Origin of the sequence: Pseudomonas sp. PDM13 (assembly GCF_025685765.1) — a bacterium.
GTDB classification, from domain to species: domain Bacteria; phylum Pseudomonadota; class Gammaproteobacteria; order Pseudomonadales; family Pseudomonadaceae; genus Metapseudomonas; species Metapseudomonas solani.
In genome coordinates, this window is record NZ_JAOTQU010000026.1 from 35,241 (window position 1) to 52,476 (window position 17,236).

The window sequence follows — 17,236 nt, forward strand, 5'->3', positions numbered from 1 at the left end:
CTCGCGAACCACATCCGCCAATGTGGCCCGGGAGAGAGCGGTCGTCAGATTCTGCCCAATATCATCAGAACCAGCAGGATGATCAGCAGGGTGCCGATGATGCCCGAGGGACCGTAACCCCAGCCACGGGAGTGGGGGAATACAGGCAGGCCGCCAATGAGCAGCAGGATCAGGATGACGAGCAGAATGGTACTGATACCCATGGTGGAACTCCTTCTATGAACCTTGTTCTTGGACTTCCCGGAGCCGCCGCACACTTCATGCATCGCTGCATGCAAGGTGAGTGACCGCTCCTGTAAATTCCGACTTCGCCTGTTTTGCAAAGGTTCATGAAAGATTCTTGCGCGGGCGTTTTTGCCGAATGAAAACAAGGGCTTGCCGACTATCAGAAGTTAGGGCGGGCCACGGAAACGAACGGGGATAGCAGGATGCTTTATCGGATTGCAGCGGACGCGGTGGTGCTTTTCCACCTGGGTTTCATCCTCTTCGTGCTGCTGGGTGGCTTGCTGGTGCTGCGCTGGCCGAAGCTGGCGCTGTTGCACTTGCCCGCCGCCTGCTGGGGCGTGACCGTTGAATGGCTGCACCTGATCTGCCCCCTCACGCCGCTGGAAAACACCCTGCGCCGCGCGGCCGGCGAGCAGGGCTACGAAGGTGGTTTCATCGAGCACCACGTGTTGCCGGTGATCTACCCGGCGGGCCTCACGCCGGGCATCCAGCTCTGGCTCGGCGGCATCGTCGTCGGCCTCAACCTGCTGGTGTATGGCGTTCTCCTGGTGCGCCTGCTACGTCGCGCCCGCTAGCGCCTGTCGAGGGTGCGCGCAAGGCGCCAATGCGTTGATTTGCCCCCGTCATTCAGCGCCCTGATTTCGCGCTTTGGCGGGTGACGCCTCGCTAAACTGCGGAGCACCAACGCACATACCAAGAAGGCAACCTCACCATGCAGAACCGCATCATGATCACCGGCGCTGGCTCCGGTCTGGGCCGTGAGATCGCCCTGCGCTGGGCCCGTGAAGGCAGCAAGCTGGCCCTTTCCGACGTCAACGAGCCCGGGCTGGCGGAAACCCTCGCACTGGTCCGCGAAGCGGGCGGCGACGGCTTCACCCAACGCTGCGACGTGCGCGACTACAGCCAGCTCACCGCCTTCGCCCAGGCCTGCGAGCAGAAGCTCGGCGGCATCGACATCATCGTCAACAACGCGGGCGTGGCCTCCGGTGGCTTCTTCGAGGAGCTGTCCCTGGAAGACTGGGACTGGCAGATCGCGATCAACCTGATGGGCGTGGTCAAGGGCTGCAAGGCCTTCCTGCCGCTGCTGCAGCGCAGCCAGGGCCGCATCGTCAACATCGCCTCCATGGCCGCGCTGATGCAGGGCCCGGCGATGAGCAACTACAACGTGGCCAAGGCCGGCGTGGTGGCGCTCTCGGAAAGCCTGCTGATCGAACTCAAGCAGGAAGGCGTCGGCGTGCACGTGGTCTGCCCGTCGTTCTTCCAGACGAACCTGCTGGACTCCTTCCGCGGCCCGACCCCGGCCATGAAGCAGCAGGTGGGCAAGTTGCTGGAAAGCTCGCCGATCAGCGCGTCCGATATCGCCGACTACATCTTCAACGAAGTGGCTGCCGGCACCTTCATGATCCTGCCCCACGAGCAGGGCCGCATGGCCTGGGCGGTGAAGCAGAAGAACCCGCAGATGCTCTACGACGAGATGGCCAACATGTCGGACAAGATGCGCGCCAAGGGCCGCCAGCAGGCCTGAGCCCGCCCGACCCGGCTCCACGCCCGTGGAGCCGGCTTTCTTGCCCTTGGGGTTCCACCGGGGGTGAGAATTTTCTGTCCGCTCGGTCAGATTGTGCGTGCCGACGTCTTGCCCGGCTGCGCTTGCGCAGAGTAGGGTTGCACCCCCGGCGTGCATGCCGACGACCTTCTGGACTCCCTGTGAAACCTGCTTCCCGAGCCCTGTTCATGCTGGCTCTGGTGCTGGCGGCGATCAACCTGCGCCCTGGCATCACCTCCCTTGCCCCCTTGATCGAACGCATCGCCAGCGAGCTCGACCTGAGCCGTGGGCTGATCAGCCTTACCACCGCGTTGCCGGTGCTGTGCATGGGCCTGCTGGCGCCCCTGGCACCGCGCCTGGCCATGCGCTTTGGCCTGGAACGGGTGATCGCCCTGTGCCTGCTGCTCATCGTCATCGCCTGCGGCGTGCGCGTGGCCGGGCACACCAGTGCGGTGCTGATCGGCAGCGCGGTGCTGCTGGGCGCCGGCATCGCCATCGCCGGACCGCTGGTGTCCGGGTTCATCAAGCGTCATTTCCATGACCAGGTCGGCCGCGTGGTCGCCTGGTATTCCCTGAGCATGACGATTGGTGGCGCCTCCGGTGCGGTGCTCACCGAGCCGGTGACCCAGGCGCTGGCCAACGAGTGGTCGATGGGCCTGGCGTTCTGGGCGTTGCCGGCACTGGCCGCGATGATCCTCTGGCTGTTCCTGCCCAACCGCGCGGAGACGAGCAGCGAGGCCGGTGGCTCCGGCGGGCTGCCCTGGCGTGAGCCGCGTGCCTGGTTGATCACCGCCTTCTTCGCCATCCAGGCGGGGCTGTTCTATGCCCTCACCACCTGGCTGGTGGCGCGTTACCACGAGGCCGGCTTCAGCGTGCTGCGCAGCAACAGCCTGTTCAGCCTGTTCATGCTGGTGGGGCTGCCCAGCGCCTTCATCCTGCCCTGGCTGGCCCAGCGCTACGACAACCGCTATCAGCTGTTGCTCGGTTGCGGCATCACCAGTTCGCTGTGCCTGGGGATGATCACCTTTGCCCCCGGCCTCTACCCCGAGGTCTGGGCGGTGCTGCTGGGGCTGGGGCTTTCCGGTTCCTTCGCACTGTCCATGGTGCTGCCGCTGTACGAGGTGAACACCTCCCTGGCGGTGAGCCGCTGGACGGCGATGATGCTCTTCGCCGGGTACAGCCTGGGCAGCCTGACGCCGGTGCTCGCCGGCCTCGGTCGCGACCTGGGCGGCAACTACCAGTTGCCCTTCATGGTCTTCACCGGCCTGGCGGTGACCATGTGCGTGCTGGCCTGGATGTTGGGCCGGCGCCGGGCCTGATGGGGCCTGGTCGAGGAAATCAGCGGCAATTCCTTTCCTGCCTGGCAGCCCTGTGATAGAAGGCTGCCACTGTTTTTCTGGAGTGCTCGCGTGGACTCTGAATCCATCGTCTATGGCTGCATCCGCGACTGGCCGTCGGACGACGACGAGGTGCGGCAACTGCGCCGCGCGACCAACCGCCGCGTTATCGAAAGCCTGCCTGCCGGTGACATCTGGCCCTTCCTCGGGCGCGAGATGTTCTCCTTCAGCGCCCACCCCGGCCAGGGGCTCTACCAGACCCAGGTGATCCACTTCGGTGCCAGCTATGCGGCGGTGGAGTACGAGTGGAACCTGTGGGTGCAACAGTTCGAGGCCCTGCTCAAGCAGCTCTACTGGGGCAGTGCGGTGGTGCACCTGGAGACCGAGCTCAACGGCACCCACACCTTCCGCTGGGAAAGCGAACAGGGCTTCCACAGCCCCCAGGAAGCCAACCTGCGCGTACGCTGCGCCTGGGAACGCGAAGGCGCGTTGCGCGGCTGAACACCGGGCGCGCTCCTTGCATTCAGCTCTTTGCAATGCGCTGCAGTGTGAGCCGCGCCCAGATCGGCTCCAGACGAGGACATCACCCCATGCTCAACTACCTCTGGTTCTTCCTCGCTGCACTCTTCGAGATCGCCGGTTGCTATGCCTTCTTCATGTGGCTGCGCCTGGATCGCAGCGCCTGGTGGATCGCCCCCGGGCTGCTCAGCCTGCTGTGCTTCGCCCTGCTGCTGACCCGTGTCGAAGCGGCCTACGCCGGTCGCGCCTACGCAGCCTATGGCGGCATCTACATCATCACCTCGCTGCTCTGGCTGGGTCTGGTGGAACGTACACGCCCGCTGGCCAGTGATTGGCTGGGCGCGGCGCTCTGCGTCGCGGGTGCGCTGGTCATCCTGCTGGGCCCGCGCTTCTCCCAGAGCTGAAGGTCTACCCGAGCTTTCGTCGAATCCTGATACAGATGGGGGTGGCAAGGCGCTCCCAGGCTGCTAGATTTTCGTCCTCGGTCTCGATCATCCTTTCGCCAGGCCCGGTTACCCAACAAGAACAGGACGGACCCGCCATGGATACTTGTCAGAGCATTTCCGCTGCCGAATTGAAGAACCTGGTCCATCAGCAACTGCACGACTGTTCCCCTGCCCAACAGGTGGTGTTCGCCGCCTGTCGCGTTCCCTTCTATGCCCACACCCGGCTGCGCCTCGGCGAGTTGGAGCCGGTGCTGGTCGTCGCCGAACTGCCCAGCGGTCTCCTTTACTTCGAAGAGGCGGACGAGGGTTTCGGCCTTGGCGTGGCGGACGAGCACGGCGTGCTCCATTGTCATGGCCACTACCAACTGGCACTGGCCCAGGCCCTGTCCCGCGCCGGCTTCTGAGGCGCTACGGGCTGCCGGGTACCCTGGCGGCCATTCTGCCGATGCATTGTTCCCAAAGCGTCATGCCTGTCGCCGGCTCGACAGCGCGGGTGCGCGCAAGGGGCACAATCGCGTAGCATCCACCTGCGTGATGGCATTTTGCAATCTTCCGCCTGCCGCCGTCATTTCAGGCCCGTTCCGGGCACCGCTGGCTAAGCTTCTTGTCTGAAGCGAAGAGCCGGCTTCAACCACCATCAACATCAGCCGCTGCATGCAGCCGGCCCACAGGGGAGCGACGGATGGAGAAAGTAGAAGCCAAACGCCTGGCGCTGTTCCTGCGGACGCGCCTGGCTCTGTGGCTGGCCTACTTCCTGATCCTGTTCGGTGGTGTGGTGGCCATCGGCGTCAACCTCTATCAGGTGTTCGATTCCCGCACGCACTACCTCAGCGAGGCGGACAAATCCAACGCCAACCTGGCCTACTCGGTTTCCCAGCACGCGGAGGAGACCATCAAGGAAGCCGACCTGATCCTCAGCGGCCTGGTCTACCTGCTGGAAAGCGCCGACCTGCATGACCAGCAGCGCATCAAGGGCCTGATCAACGCCTACAAGCTGCGGGCGCAGCAGCTCTCCGGCATCTACGTGTTCGACAGCAGCGGGCGTTGGCTCCACTACACCAGCGCGCCGCCGTCGCCCACCACCAGCAATGCCGACCAGGAATACTTCCAGCACCACCTCAACTCGGTGAGCCGCGATATCGAAGTCAGCTCGCCCATGCAGAGCCGTTCCACCGGCGAGTGGGTGCTGCCCATCTCGCGCCGCCTCAACGGCCCCCATGGCGAGTTCGCCGGGGTGGTGCTGGCGACCATCCGCATCAGCTACTTCAATGCCTTCTACAAGGACTTCGACATCGGCCGCAACGGCGCCATCCTCCTGGCCGAGAACGACGGCACCCTGGTGGTGCGGCGCCCGGTCATGGAGCCCGGGACCGGCAACCTGAAGGACAGCCCGCTGTTCATGGACGACCTGAAGAACTCGCCGGTGGGCACCGGCGCCGGCCTTTCCAGCCTGGACGGCCGCGAGCGCGTCTACGCCTACCGGGTGCTGGACGGCTACCCGCTGCTGGTGGTGGCCGCGATGCAGAAGAGCGAGGTGCTCACCGAATGGCGGCAGAAGGCCGTGGTGCTGGTGACCCTGGTCACCGGCCTGGTGCTGGCGCTGATGAGCATCGGCGTGGTGCTGGTGCGGCGTACCCGCAAGCGCCTGCTGGCGGCCCGCAGCATCCAGTTGGAGAACGAGGAGCTGTCGCAGCTGGCGGCGATAGACGGGCTGACCGGCATCGCCAACCGCCGGCAGTTCGACAAGACCCTCAACGAGGAATTCCAGCGCGCGGCGATCATCCGCCAGCCCATCTCGCTGCTGATGATCGATGTGGATAACTTCAAGCTGTTCAACGACACCTACGGCCACCGTGCCGGCGACCTGTGCCTCAAGGCGGTAAGCGAGGCGCTCAAGGTGATCAAGATCCGCTCCACCGACCTCATCGCCCGCTACGGCGGCGAAGAGTTCGCCATCATCCTGCCGCACACGGCGCCGGCCGGCGCCCAGGTGATCGCCGAAAGCGTGCGCGCCGCGGTCGAGACGAAGCACATAGAGCACCTGGGGGCCCAGGCCGGCGTGGTGACCGTGAGCATCGGCATCCACAGCATGATCCCCCGCCCCGACGACCTGCCCGAAATGCTCATCCAGAGTGCGGACACGGCCCTCTACGCCGCCAAGCACTCCGGGCGCAACAAGGTGCGCAGCTTCGGCTGAGTGCATCCCCACCCGCCGTTATCCTGTATTCGCTCGCCCCGGTAGGGCTGCGAGCCGCAGCCCGCCTGCTTATGCCATTCAATCGAGTGCTTATTGCCAATTCTTCTTTAAATTAATATTGCGCACAAAATAAATGCGCACTAATGTTCGCTCCATGGAATCGCTTAGCGCACAAATCTACAGCGAGCCAAATAACCCCCAATCGCCATCAAGAGGAACACATCATGAGCATCGAAAACGTCCTGTACCGCGCCTATGCAGAAGCCACCGGTGGCCGTGAAGGCCGCGCCATCTCCTCCGACGGCGTCCTCGACGTCTCCCTGACCACCCCGCGTGAACTGGGTGGCGCGGGCGGCGAGGGCACCAACCCCGAGCAACTGTTCGCCGCCGGTTATTCGGCCTGCTTCCTGGGTGCGATCAAGTTCGTCGGTGCCCGTGACAAGTACGCCGTTCCGGCGGACGCCTCCATCGAAGGCATCGTCGGCATCGGCGCCATCCCCACCGGCTTCGGCATCGAAGTGGAACTGCAGATCAGCCTGCCGGGCATGGACAAGGACAAGGCCCGTGAGCTGGTGGAAAAAGCCCACATCGTCTGCCCCTACTCCAACGCCACCCGCGGCAACATCGACGTCACCCTGACCCTGGTCTGAGGCGACGGTGGAATGAAAAAGGGCCCTTCGGGGCCCTTTTTGCGTTTGGAAGAAACAACGTTCGCAGGATGGGGCGAGCGGTCAGGCCTCGGGCTCGATAAACAGCTGCTGCACCACGGAGAAGTCCTGGCGGCCCTTGCCCTGCTTGAGCAGCATCTTGTAGAGCTGCAGCGCCAGGGCGCCCATGGGGGTGCTGTTCTGGGTGAGCTGCGCGGCTTCCTGGGCCAGGCCCAGGTCCTTGGCCATCAGCTCGGCCATGAAGCCACCCTGGTAGCCGTTGCTCGCCGGCGCCGCAGCCATCACGCCGGGCCAGGGGTTGTAGCGCTCCAGCACCCAGTTGCCGCCGGAGCTCTGGCGCATGATCTCCGCCAGGGCGCTGGGGTCGAGGCCGTTGGCCACGCCCAGGGCCATGGCTTCGGCGGTGGCGATCATCTGCACCGCCAGCACCTGGTTGTTGCATACCTTGGCCACCTGGCCGGCGCCTTCCGGGCCGGCGTGGAAGATGTTCTTGCCCATGGCCGCCAGTACCGGGCGGGCCTTTTCCAGGGTGTTGCCGTCGCCGCCGACCATGAATGTCAGGGTGCCGCCGGCGGCGCCAGCGGTGCCACCGGAAACCGGTGCGTCCAGCAGGTCGATGCCCAGGGCCTTGGCCTGGGCGTGCACCTTGCGCGCCGAGTCGGGGGCGATGGTCGAGCACTCCAGCACCAGGGTGCCGGCGCGGATGAAGGCGAGCAGGCCGTCATCGCCCAGGTACAGGCCCTCCACATGGCGGCTGGCGGGCAGCATGCTGACCACGATCTCGACGCCGGAAACGGCATCGTGGGCATCGTTGGCGGCCTTGGCACCTTCGGCCACCAGTTCGTCCACCGCGCTTTGCACCAGGTCGAAGACCTTGAGCTCATGGCCGGCCTTGAGCAGGTTGCGGGCCATTGGCAGGCCCATGTTGCCGAGGCCGATGAAGGCGATCTTTTTCATTGTTGTTCTCCTTGGCCGTTGTGGATGGGCTAAAGCGCTGCCAGCGGATGGGGGCCATCCCACACCGCTTCGAAGTGCGCCTCGATCACCGCGCGGGGGATGGCGGCGGCATCGGGCCAGTGCCAGCGCGGCGTGTTGTCCTTGTCGATCAGGCGCGCCCGCACGCCTTCGGAGAATTCCGGGTGGCGGCAGCAGTTCAGGCTCATGGCATATTCCATGCGGAACACTTCGCCCAGGGAGAGGTAGCGGGCACGGCGGATCTGTTCCCAGACCAGGTGCGCGGTGAGCGGGCAGCCGCCCGCCAGGGTCTTGGCGGCGCGGGCGAGGAGGGCGTCATCGTCGTGCTGCAGCGCGGTGATGGCCTTCCAGGCGGTCGGCAGGTCGGCCACGTCCAGCAGGGCGTCGATGCGCGCCCGGCGAGGCAGCCACTGGGCCGCCGGCAACTGGCCGCGGGCCTGGTGTTCCAGGGATTGCAGCAGGCTGGTGAGCTGCGCGCCGGCCTGCTCGCGCCAGTTCAACTGCACCAGGCCGTCGAGCAGCTCGGCTTGCTGGTCTTCCAGCAGGAAGCGGTCGGCGAGACCCAGGTCCAGGGCGTCATGGGCGTTGATGGTGCTGGCGGTAAGGCCGAGGAACAGCCCCAGGCGGCCGGGCAGGCGGGCGAGGAACCAGCTGCCGCCGACGTCCGGGTACAGGCCGATGTTGATCTCCGGCATGCCCAGGCGGCTGGAGGGGGTGACGATGCGGATGGCCGCGCCCTGCATCAGGCCCATGCCGCCGCCCAGCACATGGCCGTGGGCCCAGCAGATCAGCGGCTTGGAGTAGGTGTGGATGCGGTGGTCGAGGCGGTATTCGTCGGCGAAGAAGCGCGCCGCCAGCGGGGGCACCTCGCCGGGGTGTTCGCGACAGGCCTCCACCAGCTTGCGCACATCGCCGCCGGCGCAGAAGGCGCGCGGGCCGTTGCCGCGCAGCAGCACGCAGACGACCTCCGGGTTGCTTTCCCATTCCTGCAGCCGGGCGTCGAGGGCCTCGATCATCGGCAGGCTCAGGGCGTTGAGGCTGGCTTCGGCATCGAGGCTGGCGATGCCGATGCGGGCGCCGTGCAGGCCGACGCGTTCTTCGAACTGGATATTCATCACTTCTCCCAACGGGTGTCTTCGGGCTGGCGGCTCAGCGGTTGCGCCATTGCGGGTCGCGCTTCTCGAGGAAGGCGTTGACCCCTTCGCGGGTGTCCTCGGCGTCGAACAGGTCGACGAAGCGCTCGCGCTCCTCCGGCAACCAGGTGTTCGGCCCGCGCTGGCGCGCGCCTTCGATCAGCGGCTTGATGGTGCGCACCGCCACCGGGCTCTGCCGCGCCACCTTGGCGGCCAGCAGCAGGGCGGCGCCGCGTGCTTCGCCGGTGTCCACCACCTGCTCCACCAGGCCGATGCGCAGGGCGGTTTCCGCGTCCACGCGCTCGCCGCAGAGGATCATGCGCTTGGCCCAGCCTTCGCCCACCAGCCAGGACAGCGCCTGGGTGCCGCCAGCGCAGGGCAGCAGGCCCACGGCCGCCTCGGGCAGGGCCATCAGCGATTGCCGTTCGGCGATGCGGAGGTCGCAGGCCAGGGCGCATTCCAGGCCGCCGCCCATGGCGTAGCCGTTGATCGCGGCGATGGACACGCCACGGAAGTCGCGCAGGGTTTCGAAGGCTTCGCCGAAGCGCCGGGCCATCTCGCGGGCGCGGGCCTTGTCGCCGTCGGCGAAGAGGTTGAGGTCGGCGCCGGCGCTGAAGAACTTCGGCCCCTGGCCGGTCACCACCAGGGCGTAGACGTCGTCGTCGCGGTTGAGGTGCTCGACCACCTGCTTGAGGCCGATCAGCGAGTCGCGGTCCCAGGTGTTGGCCGGCGGGTGGTTGATGGTGATCAGCGCGGTGTGCCCGTGCTTTTCCACGGTGAGCTTGTGGGTCAGGTCGAAAACGCCGGCTTGGTACGGCTCTACGGCAGTGCTCATGGAGTGCTCCTTACAACAGGCGGTCGATGCTGCCGCCCTGTTCCAGTAAACGGCGCGCCACGATGACGCGCATGATCTCGTTGGTGCCTTCGAGTATCTGGTGCACACGGGTGTCACGCACCCAGCGCTCCAGAGGGTAGTCATTCAGATAGCCATAGCCACCATGGAGTTGCAGTGCATCGTTGCAGATGTCGAAGCACTGGTCGGTGGCGAAGCGCTTGGCCATGGCGCAGTAGAGGCTGGCTTCGGCGTGGCGATGGTCCAGGCGGTGGGCCGCCAGGCGCACCATCTGCCGGCTGGCGGTGAGCGCGGTGAGCATGTCGGCGAGCTTGAACTGCAGGGCCTGGAACTCGGCCAGGGGCTTGCCGAACTGCTTGCGCTCCTCGACGTAGCGCAGGCTCTGCTCCAGCGCCGCCTGGCCCGCGCCCAGGGAACAGCTGGCGATGTTCAGGCGGCCACCGTCCAGGCCCTTCATGGCGTAGACGAAGCCCTGGCCTTCCGGGCCGATGCGGTTGCCGGCGGGGATACGCACGCCCTCGAAGGTGATGGTGCGGGTGGGCTGGGCGCGCCAGCCCATCTTGTCTTCGTTGCGGCCGTAGCGGATGCCCTCGGCGTCGGCCGGCACCAGGAAGCAGGAGATGCCCTTGGCGCCGTCTTCGCCGGTGCGTGCCATGACGATCAGCACCTGGGTGCTGCCGGCCCCGGAGATGAAGCACTTGCTGCCGTCCAGCACGTAGTGCTCGCCGTCGCGGCGCGCACGGGTGCGCAGGTGGGCGGCGTCGGAGCCGGCATCCGGCTCGGTGAGGCAATAGGACGCCAGGTGCTCGCCGCTGATCAGCCCCGGCAGCCAGCGCGCCTTGAGCTCGGCATCGCCGAAGGAGGCGAGCATCCAGGCGGCCATGTTGTGGATGGTCAGGTAGGCGGTGGTGGCGACGCAGCCGGCGGCCAGCTGTTCGAAGATCAGCGAGGCGGACAGGCGCGAGAGGCCCAGCCCGCCGTCGTCCTCGTCGATGTACAGGCCCAGGTAGCCCTGCTCGGCGGCGCGGCGGATCACCTCCACCGGGAAGTGGTGGTCACGGTCCCAGTCCGCTGCGTTCGGCGCCAGCTCGTGGCGGGTGAAGGCGGCGGCGCTGTGTACCAGCAGGCGCTGTTCATCACTGAGTTCGAAGTCCATGGCGTCTCATTGCAAGGTCGGGGGTTGGTTGCCGGCGCGCCGCTCGGCCTGCCAGTCGGCGAGGCTGGGCAGGGCGCTGCTGGCGTCGAGGCGGTCGACGATTTCGAAGAAGTCCTGCTTGAGCGGGTCCTTGAGCACCTCGTCACGGCTCTTCACCCGCACGGCATAGACCGTCTGCAGGTTCTGGTGATCGAAGGGGCGCCATTGCTGCTCGTCCTTCAGCAGGCTGTATTTATGGCCTTCCAGCGCCTTGATCAGTGCCTCGCTGCTGAGGCTGCCGCTGCGTTTGGCGGCATCGGCCCATTGCTGGACGATGCTGTAGGCCGAGGCGGCGGAGCTGGAGGGGTACATCTGGTAGCGGGCCTTGAAGGCTTCGACGAAGGCCATGCCGCGCTGGGATTTCTCCAGGGCCGGCACGCGCCAGGTCCAGGGTTCGGTACCGAGCACGCCCTGCATCAGGTCGGGGCCGGCCTGCTCGATGATGCCCTGGGTGAGGTTCGGCGCGACGATCTGCATGCGTTCGGTCAGGCCCATGTCCTTGGCGATGCGCATGGCGCGCACCAGGTCCTCGCCGAACAACACCAGGGCCAGCACCTGGGCGTCGCTGGCGGCGGCCTGGGTCAGGGCGTCCTGGTAGTCGGTGAGGCGTGCGCCGGGGAAGGGCACGTGCACGCCGGCGTGGCGGGCAGGGTCCTGGCTGGCGGTGGCCTGGCGCAGCGAGGCCTCGGTGGTGTGACCCCAGGTGTAGTCGGCGGTGACATAGAAATAGCGTTTGTCGGGCAGGGTCTTGTTCAGGTACTGGCCGAGCACCTTGGCGCTCATCCAGGCGTTGTTGCACTCGCGGAACATGTAGCGATGGCCGTTCTTGCCGGTGGTGTCGTTGGAGTAGGTGAGGGTGCCGAAGTACAGCAGGCCGTGATCACGGGCACGCTCGCCAGCGGCGATGGCCACCGCGCTGGAGGCCCCGCCGAAGAGCATCACCGCGCCCTCGGCGGCCAGCGTGTCGACGTTCTTAACCGCTTTTTCCGGGCGTGAGGCGGAATCCTTGCCGGACAGGCGCAAGGGGCGGCCGAGCACCCCGCCGGTGGCGTTGAGCTCGTCGATGGCCAGCAGGGCTCCACGCATCTGCGCCAATCCCTCTTCCTTGTATGAGCCGGTGCGCGGGTAGTTGAGCCCCAGGGTGATGGGCTCAGCAGCCTGCGCACAGGCGGTGATTCCGGCCCAGAGGGCCAGAGTGGCAGTCAATCGGCGCATTGCAGTTCTCCTTGTTTTTGTTCTGCAGGGAACCTTTTACGCCGCTCGTTTTTAACGTGAGATCATCTTTTGGTCTAACAGGGCCGACGCACTTCTCACTTCAACTGAATGGTCATGTTCGGCCCGCTCACGGGGCTGTCGTCGAACCAGCGGCTGGTGACCGTCTTGGTCTCGGTGTAGAAGCGCACCGCCTGTTTGCCGTAGGCGTGCAGGTCGCCGTAGAAGGAGCCCTTCCAGCCGGTGAAGGAGAAGAATGGCAGCGGCACCGGAATCGGCACGTTGATGCCCACCTGGCCCACTTCCACCGCATGCTGGAAGTGCCGTGCGGCACCGCCGGAACGGGTGAAGATGCTGGTGCCGTTGCCATAGGGGCTGGCGTTGACCAGTTCGATGGCGGCGTTGAGGTCGTCCACCTCCATGCAGGCCAGCACCGGGCCGAAGATCTCTTCGCGGTACAGGCCCATCTTCGTGGTCACGCCGCGGAACAGGGTCGGGCCCAGCCAGTTGCCATCGGGGAAGCCCGCCACTTCGCAGTGGGAGCCGTCCAGCAGGCAGTCGGCGCCTTCGGCCTTGCCCTCGGCGATCAGCCGTTGCACGCGTTGCTTGGCCTGCTGGCTGATCAGCGGGCCGTAGGCCGCGTGGGCGTCCTGCCAATGGCCGGGCTTGAGCTCGGCCATCTGCGCGGCCAGCTCGGGGATCCACTCCCGCGCCGCGCCGACGAACACCGCCACGCTGATGGCCATGCAGCGCTGGCCGGCGGCGCCGCAACTGGCGCCCAGCAGGTTGCTGAGGACCTGGTCCTTGTTGGCGTCGGGCATGATCACCATGTGGTTCTTGGCGCCGGCGAAGGCCTGCACGCGCTTCAGGTGCGCAGTGCCGGTGCGGTAGATGTGCTGGCCCACCGGCACCGAGCCGACGAAGGAGATGGCGCGGATGTCCGGGTGGGTGAGCAGGGCGTCCACCTGCTCGCGGCCGCCGTGCAGCACCTGCAGCACGCCCTTGGGGGCGCCGGCTTCGAGGAACAGCTCGGCGAGGCGGTTGGGGGTCAGCGGGTCCTGCTCGGACGGCTTGAGGATGAAGGTGTTGCCGCAGGCGATGGCCAGGGGAAACATCCACAGCGGGATCATCGCCGGGAAGTTGAAGGGGGTGATGCCGACGCACACGCCCAGGGGCTGGACCCAGCTGGCGGTGTCGATCTCCCGGGCCACGTTCTCCACCGTCTCGCCCATCATCAGGCTGGCGATGTTGGCGGCATGCTCGGCCACCTCGATGCCGCGCCAGACGTCGCCCTTGGCATCGGCGAAGGTCTTGCCGGTCTCGCTGGCGAGGATTTCGGCCAGCTCGTCGTGGTGTTCCTTGAGCAGGTGCTGGTAGCGCAGCATCAGCCGCGCCCGTTCCGACACCGGCACTTCGCGCCAGCTGGTGAAGGCCTGCTTGGCGCTGGCGATGGCGGCCTCGATTTCCTCGGGCGTCGCCTTGGGCGCCAGGGCCAGCACGGCCTGGGTCGCGGGATCGGTGACTTCGATCAGCTCGCGGGAGCGGCTGTCGCGCCATTCGCCGTCGATGAGTTGCGGAATCGTCCTGGTCATCTCGTCCTCCACCCGTGCCGGGCGTCTTGTTGTTTTCTTGTCGTTATAGCGGCGCGCACGGCAGATGTGGATTGACGATCTTGTCGCCTGGATGGACGATCTTGTGATTGCAGGCCCAGACAAGAACAACCATGAGCCGCTCCGTGGAAACCTCCAACTGGCCGCTGCCGGCCAATGGTGTGCGCTTCACCACGCCACCGCGCCTGCGCCGCCTGCTGGCGCGCAACCCGCTGACGGCGGGCTGTTACCCCCTGGCCCTGGGCTTCTACCCGGAGGCTGGCGGGCACCGCATGCTGCGCTTGGCGCCGGACGATCACCTGCTCATCTACTGCCGTGCCGGCCAGGGCTGGCTGGAGACCGGGGATGGACGATTGGACGTGGTCGGCGGCGACCTGCTGCTGCTGCCCAAGGGGCGCATGCACGCCTACGGCGCCGACCCGCAGCGGCCCTGGAGCATCTATTGGGTGCACTTCGAAGGGGAGTTGGTGGAGGACTTCCTGCGCCCCCTGGGCCCGGCCGGGCTGCGCCGCATCGGTGCCCAGCCGCGCCTGCTGGCGGATTTCGATGCCCTGCTGGGGCTGCGCCGCCATGGGCTCAACCCGCTGCATTTCGTCCACGCCGCCCACCAGCTGCAGACGCTGCTGACTTCGCTCGCCGTGCTGCCGGCGCGCGGGGTGCTGAAGTCCGGGCGTGTGCTGGACATCGACGCGGTGCAGGCGGTGATGCGCGCGCACCTGCACGACAGCCTCAACCTCGACCAACTGGCCGCGCAGTTCAAGCTGTCGCGCTTCCACTTCGCCAAGACCTACCGCGCGCTGACCGGGCACGCGCCGATCCAGGATTTCATCCAGTTGAAGATGGCCCACGCCTGCCGCCTGCTCGACGAGGGCGAGCAGGGCATCCGCCAGATCGCCGAGCAGTTGGGCTACGAGGACGTCTACTACTTCTCGCGGCTGTTCCGCAAGGTGGTGGGCATGGCGCCCAGCCATTACCGGGCGCTGCACCAGGGCTGATGGGGCTCAGCCGGCGCCCTTGCCGCCCAGCAGCTTGAACCAGAAGCCCACTTCGCTGGCCAGCTCGGCGCGCACCGCCTCCGGTGGCAGGTCGTCGATGCGTTCGCCCAGCAGGCGCTGCCAGGCGGGCAGTTGCACCAGTTGCTCGTCGTCCAGCTCGTGGGCGGCCAGCTGGCGGGCCACCTGCACCACGTCCACCAGGTCCGCAGAGCCCTTGTGCGCGCGGCACCAGTCGCTGCGGTTGCGCGCGCAATCGATGAGCAGCGGCGGCAGCTTCCAACTGGTCAGTACGATCACCCCGACGTCGGCGGAGAGCTGGTCGCAGAGGCGCTGCAGCTCGTCTTCCTCGCGGGGGACCTCCGGCCAGCGCTCCAGCTCGTCGAGCAACGGCAGGCTGCCGATGTCCTGCACCAGACCGGCGAGCAGGGCGTCTTCCAGGGGCATGCGCGTCAGCAGCTGGGCCAGGCAGGCGCTGTGGGCGGCGCAGAGCAGGGCGGCGTTCCAGCGGGCGCGGAAGACCTTCTGCAGGGCCGGGTCCTGGCTGGTGAACAGGTGCTGGATGGCGAAGCTGAGCACCAGGTTGTTGAGGCGCTGCATGCCCAGGCGCGCGATCACCTCCTGCAGGTTCACGCCCTGGCGCAGGTTGCGCAGCAGGGGCGTTTCGGCGAACTGCAGCAGGTAGGCGGCCAGGGGCGGGTTGCTGTGCAGCAGGCGGGTGACCTGCTCCAGCGAGGCGTGCTCGGAGGCCAGCAGCTTGCGCAGGCGCAGCGAGGTTTCCGGCATCTGCGGCACCTTGGCGTTGCCCTTGAGGAAGCTGCTGTAGAGCGAGAACTTCAGGCCATCGTGGCGGTTGTCCATCGGATGCGATCTCCATGTTCCACCTTGATTGACAAGAGTAGAGGGCATTTTTTAGGGTGCCCGACCATTGAGCGGCCTTCGCCCGCCTCATCCGCGCCGCAAGGCGCCAGAGAACTGGAAGAGACATGACCGAGACCGTTGATCGGATAAAGCTCGAAGCGGGTTGGAAAGAGGCCCTGCGTGACGAGTTCGACAAGCCCTACATGAAGACGCTGGGCGAGTTCCTGCGGGCCGAGAAGGCCGCCGGCAAGGTGGTGTTCCCGCCCGGCCCGCTGATCTTCAACGCGCTGAACTCCACGCCGCTGGACGAGGTGAAGGTGGTGATCATCGGCCAGGACCCCTACCACGGCCCCGGCCAGGCCCACGGCCTGTGCTTCTCGGTGCAGCCGGGCGTGCCCATCCCGCCGTCGCTGCTGAACATCTACAAGGAGCTCAAGCGTGACCTGAACATCGACATGCCCAATCACGGCCACCTGCAGAGCTGGGCCGAGCAGGGCGTGCTGCTGCTCAACACCTCCCTGACCGTGGAGCAGGCCCGCGCCGGTTCCCACGCCAACCAGGGCTGGCAGCCCTTCACCGACCGGGTGATTGAGGTCGTCAGCGCGCACCAGCCGAACCTGGTGTTCCTGCTCTGGGGCTCCCATGCACAGAGCAAGCAGCGCCTGATCGACTCCACCAAGCACCTGGTGCTGCGTTCCGCCCACCCCTCGCCGCTGTCGGCCTACCGCGGCTTCCTCGGCAACGGCCACTTCAGCCGCTGCAACAAGTTCCTCGAACAGCACGGCCTGGCGCCCATCGATTGGAGCGTGCCGCCGCTCTGACGCCGCTGGCGCATGGCGTCACGCGCTTTGGCGCGAGCCGCCATGCGCCGGGTCAGCCCCGCGCTGTAGCCTGCCGTGCATTCCCATTGGCTCACGACAGGACGCCCCATGCCCGCTTCCACCCCGATGCTGATCCTCCATGTCGGCGGCGAGCTGCTGCTGGCCGCAGCCTGCCTCCTGGCCGCCTGGCTCCACGGCCGCGAGCGCCAGGGCTGGCGGGCGGCGGGCTTCGTTTCCATGGCCCTGGCGGCGTTGGCGGGGGCGGTGCTCTACGCAGGCTTCACCGCCGTCGACGAGCTGCATCGCCAGCTGGCCTTCGTTTCCTCGCGCATCGGTCTGCCATTGATCGCGTTCGTCTGGCTGCAGGACGCGCGGCGTCATCTGGCGCTGCTGGCCCTGGCAGCGGCGATGCTGCTGGTGCCGCCCCCTGTGGCGCTGGTGGGCAATGCGCTGGCCCTGGTGGCGCTGGCCTGGCCGGGGCGTTCCCGGCGCTGGCCGCTGGCGGTGGCCGGCTCCCTGGCGTTCCTGCTGGCGGGGCTGGGGATCGGCACCCAGGGCGACTGGCTCGGGATTCCCCGGGTCGACCTGTTCCACCTGTGCCTGTCAGTGGCGGTGCTGGCCTGGATCGGCGCGCGCCTGCGCGGCTGAG

19 protein-coding genes are annotated in these 17,236 nt (G+C 66.8%); 11 read left to right on the forward strand and 8 right to left on the reverse strand.

Annotated elements, in window-relative coordinates:
- Window positions 1–44: 44 nt before the first annotated feature.
- A complete protein-coding gene (locus tag OEJ36_RS23915; RefSeq protein WP_021221276.1) occupies window positions 45–203 on the reverse strand; it encodes a DUF3309 family protein in 159 nt (52 codons plus the stop codon).
- Window positions 204–428: 225 nt separating this feature from the next.
- Between OEJ36_RS23915 and OEJ36_RS23920 the strand changes: the two genes are divergently transcribed.
- From OEJ36_RS23920 to OEJ36_RS23955, 8 genes are all read left to right on the forward strand, one after another.
- On the forward strand, window positions 429–800 hold the full coding sequence (locus OEJ36_RS23920; protein ID WP_263403645.1) for a DUF2784 domain-containing protein: 372 nt from the start codon (window positions 429–431) through the stop codon (window positions 798–800).
- Between the two features lie 137 nt (window positions 801–937).
- Window positions 938–1,750: an SDR family oxidoreductase gene (locus tag OEJ36_RS23925; RefSeq protein WP_263403646.1), complete on the forward strand. Its 813-nt coding sequence runs from the start codon at window positions 938–940 to the stop codon at window positions 1,748–1,750.
- A gap of 206 nt (window positions 1,751–1,956) precedes the next feature.
- The gene (locus tag OEJ36_RS23930) at window positions 1,957–3,087 is read left to right on the forward strand and encodes a CynX/NimT family MFS transporter (RefSeq protein ID WP_263403647.1); all 1,131 of its coding nucleotides are present in this window, start codon (window positions 1,957–1,959) and stop codon (window positions 3,085–3,087) included.
- A gap of 90 nt (window positions 3,088–3,177) precedes the next feature.
- Window positions 3,178–3,606 carry a hypothetical protein gene (locus OEJ36_RS23935; RefSeq protein ID WP_111260484.1) on the forward strand — a complete coding sequence of 143 codons (429 nt, stop codon included), beginning with the start codon at window positions 3,178–3,180 and terminating at the stop codon, window positions 3,604–3,606.
- A gap of 89 nt (window positions 3,607–3,695) precedes the next feature.
- Entirely contained in the window at window positions 3,696–4,028 is a 333-nt protein-coding gene (locus OEJ36_RS23940) for a YnfA family protein (RefSeq protein WP_021221271.1), read from the forward strand.
- Window positions 4,029–4,165: 137 nt separating this feature from the next.
- Window positions 4,166–4,474 (forward strand): hypothetical protein, encoded by a 309-nt coding sequence (locus OEJ36_RS23945; RefSeq protein WP_263403648.1) that lies wholly within the window; start codon window positions 4,166–4,168, stop codon window positions 4,472–4,474.
- A gap of 278 nt (window positions 4,475–4,752) precedes the next feature.
- Window positions 4,753–6,267, forward strand: coding sequence for a sensor domain-containing diguanylate cyclase (locus OEJ36_RS23950; RefSeq protein WP_263403649.1), 1,515 nt, complete (start codon window positions 4,753–4,755; stop codon window positions 6,265–6,267).
- Window positions 6,268–6,491: 224 nt separating this feature from the next.
- Window positions 6,492–6,917, forward strand: a complete 426-nt coding sequence (locus OEJ36_RS23955; RefSeq protein ID WP_021221268.1) for an organic hydroperoxide resistance protein — start codon at window positions 6,492–6,494, stop codon at window positions 6,915–6,917.
- Between the two features lie 81 nt (window positions 6,918–6,998).
- Here OEJ36_RS23955 and mmsB read toward each other — a convergent pair whose 3' ends face one another.
- From mmsB to OEJ36_RS23985, 6 genes are all read right to left on the reverse strand, one after another.
- Window positions 6,999–7,892 carry a 3-hydroxyisobutyrate dehydrogenase gene (mmsB, locus tag OEJ36_RS23960; protein WP_021221267.1) on the reverse strand — a complete coding sequence of 298 codons (894 nt, stop codon included), beginning with the start codon at window positions 7,890–7,892 and terminating at the stop codon, window positions 6,999–7,001.
- 29 nt (window positions 7,893–7,921) lie between these two features.
- Window positions 7,922–9,025, reverse strand: a complete 1,104-nt coding sequence (locus OEJ36_RS23965) for an enoyl-CoA hydratase/isomerase family protein (RefSeq protein WP_263403650.1) — start codon at window positions 9,023–9,025, stop codon at window positions 7,922–7,924.
- 34 nt (window positions 9,026–9,059) lie between these two features.
- Window positions 9,060–9,878 (reverse strand): enoyl-CoA hydratase, encoded by an 819-nt coding sequence (locus OEJ36_RS23970; RefSeq protein WP_184487789.1) that lies wholly within the window; start codon window positions 9,876–9,878, stop codon window positions 9,060–9,062.
- A 10-nt stretch (window positions 9,879–9,888) separates the two neighbouring features.
- Window positions 9,889–11,052 carry an isobutyryl-CoA dehydrogenase gene (locus tag OEJ36_RS23975; RefSeq protein WP_263403651.1) on the reverse strand — a complete coding sequence of 388 codons (1,164 nt, stop codon included), beginning with the start codon at window positions 11,050–11,052 and terminating at the stop codon, window positions 9,889–9,891.
- Between the two features lie 6 nt (window positions 11,053–11,058).
- Complete coding sequence (locus OEJ36_RS23980; RefSeq protein ID WP_263403652.1) at window positions 11,059–12,306, reverse strand: ABC transporter substrate-binding protein; 1,248 nt, start codon at window positions 12,304–12,306, stop codon at window positions 11,059–11,061.
- Window positions 12,307–12,401: 95 nt separating this feature from the next.
- On the reverse strand, window positions 12,402–13,895 hold the full coding sequence (locus OEJ36_RS23985; RefSeq protein ID WP_021221262.1) for a CoA-acylating methylmalonate-semialdehyde dehydrogenase: 1,494 nt from the start codon (window positions 13,893–13,895) through the stop codon (window positions 12,402–12,404).
- 131 nt (window positions 13,896–14,026) lie between these two features.
- Here OEJ36_RS23985 and OEJ36_RS23990 point away from each other — a divergent pair, with 131 nt between their 5' ends.
- Entirely contained in the window at window positions 14,027–14,908 is an 882-nt protein-coding gene (locus tag OEJ36_RS23990) for an AraC family transcriptional regulator (protein WP_021221261.1), read from the forward strand.
- A gap of 6 nt (window positions 14,909–14,914) precedes the next feature.
- On the opposite strand, the gene OEJ36_RS23995 is transcribed toward OEJ36_RS23990, so the two are convergent.
- Window positions 14,915–15,766: an HDOD domain-containing protein gene (locus OEJ36_RS23995; RefSeq protein ID WP_263403653.1), complete on the reverse strand. Its 852-nt coding sequence runs from the start codon at window positions 15,764–15,766 to the stop codon at window positions 14,915–14,917.
- A 125-nt stretch (window positions 15,767–15,891) separates the two neighbouring features.
- On the opposite strand from OEJ36_RS23995, the gene ung reads away from it, so the two are divergent.
- Complete coding sequence (gene ung / locus OEJ36_RS24000; RefSeq protein WP_263403654.1) at window positions 15,892–16,587, forward strand: uracil-DNA glycosylase; 696 nt, start codon at window positions 15,892–15,894, stop codon at window positions 16,585–16,587.
- Between the two features lie 108 nt (window positions 16,588–16,695).
- On the forward strand, window positions 16,696–17,235 hold the full coding sequence (locus tag OEJ36_RS24005; RefSeq protein ID WP_263403655.1) for a hypothetical protein: 540 nt from the start codon (window positions 16,696–16,698) through the stop codon (window positions 17,233–17,235).
- Window position 17,236: the final 1 nt, after the last annotated feature.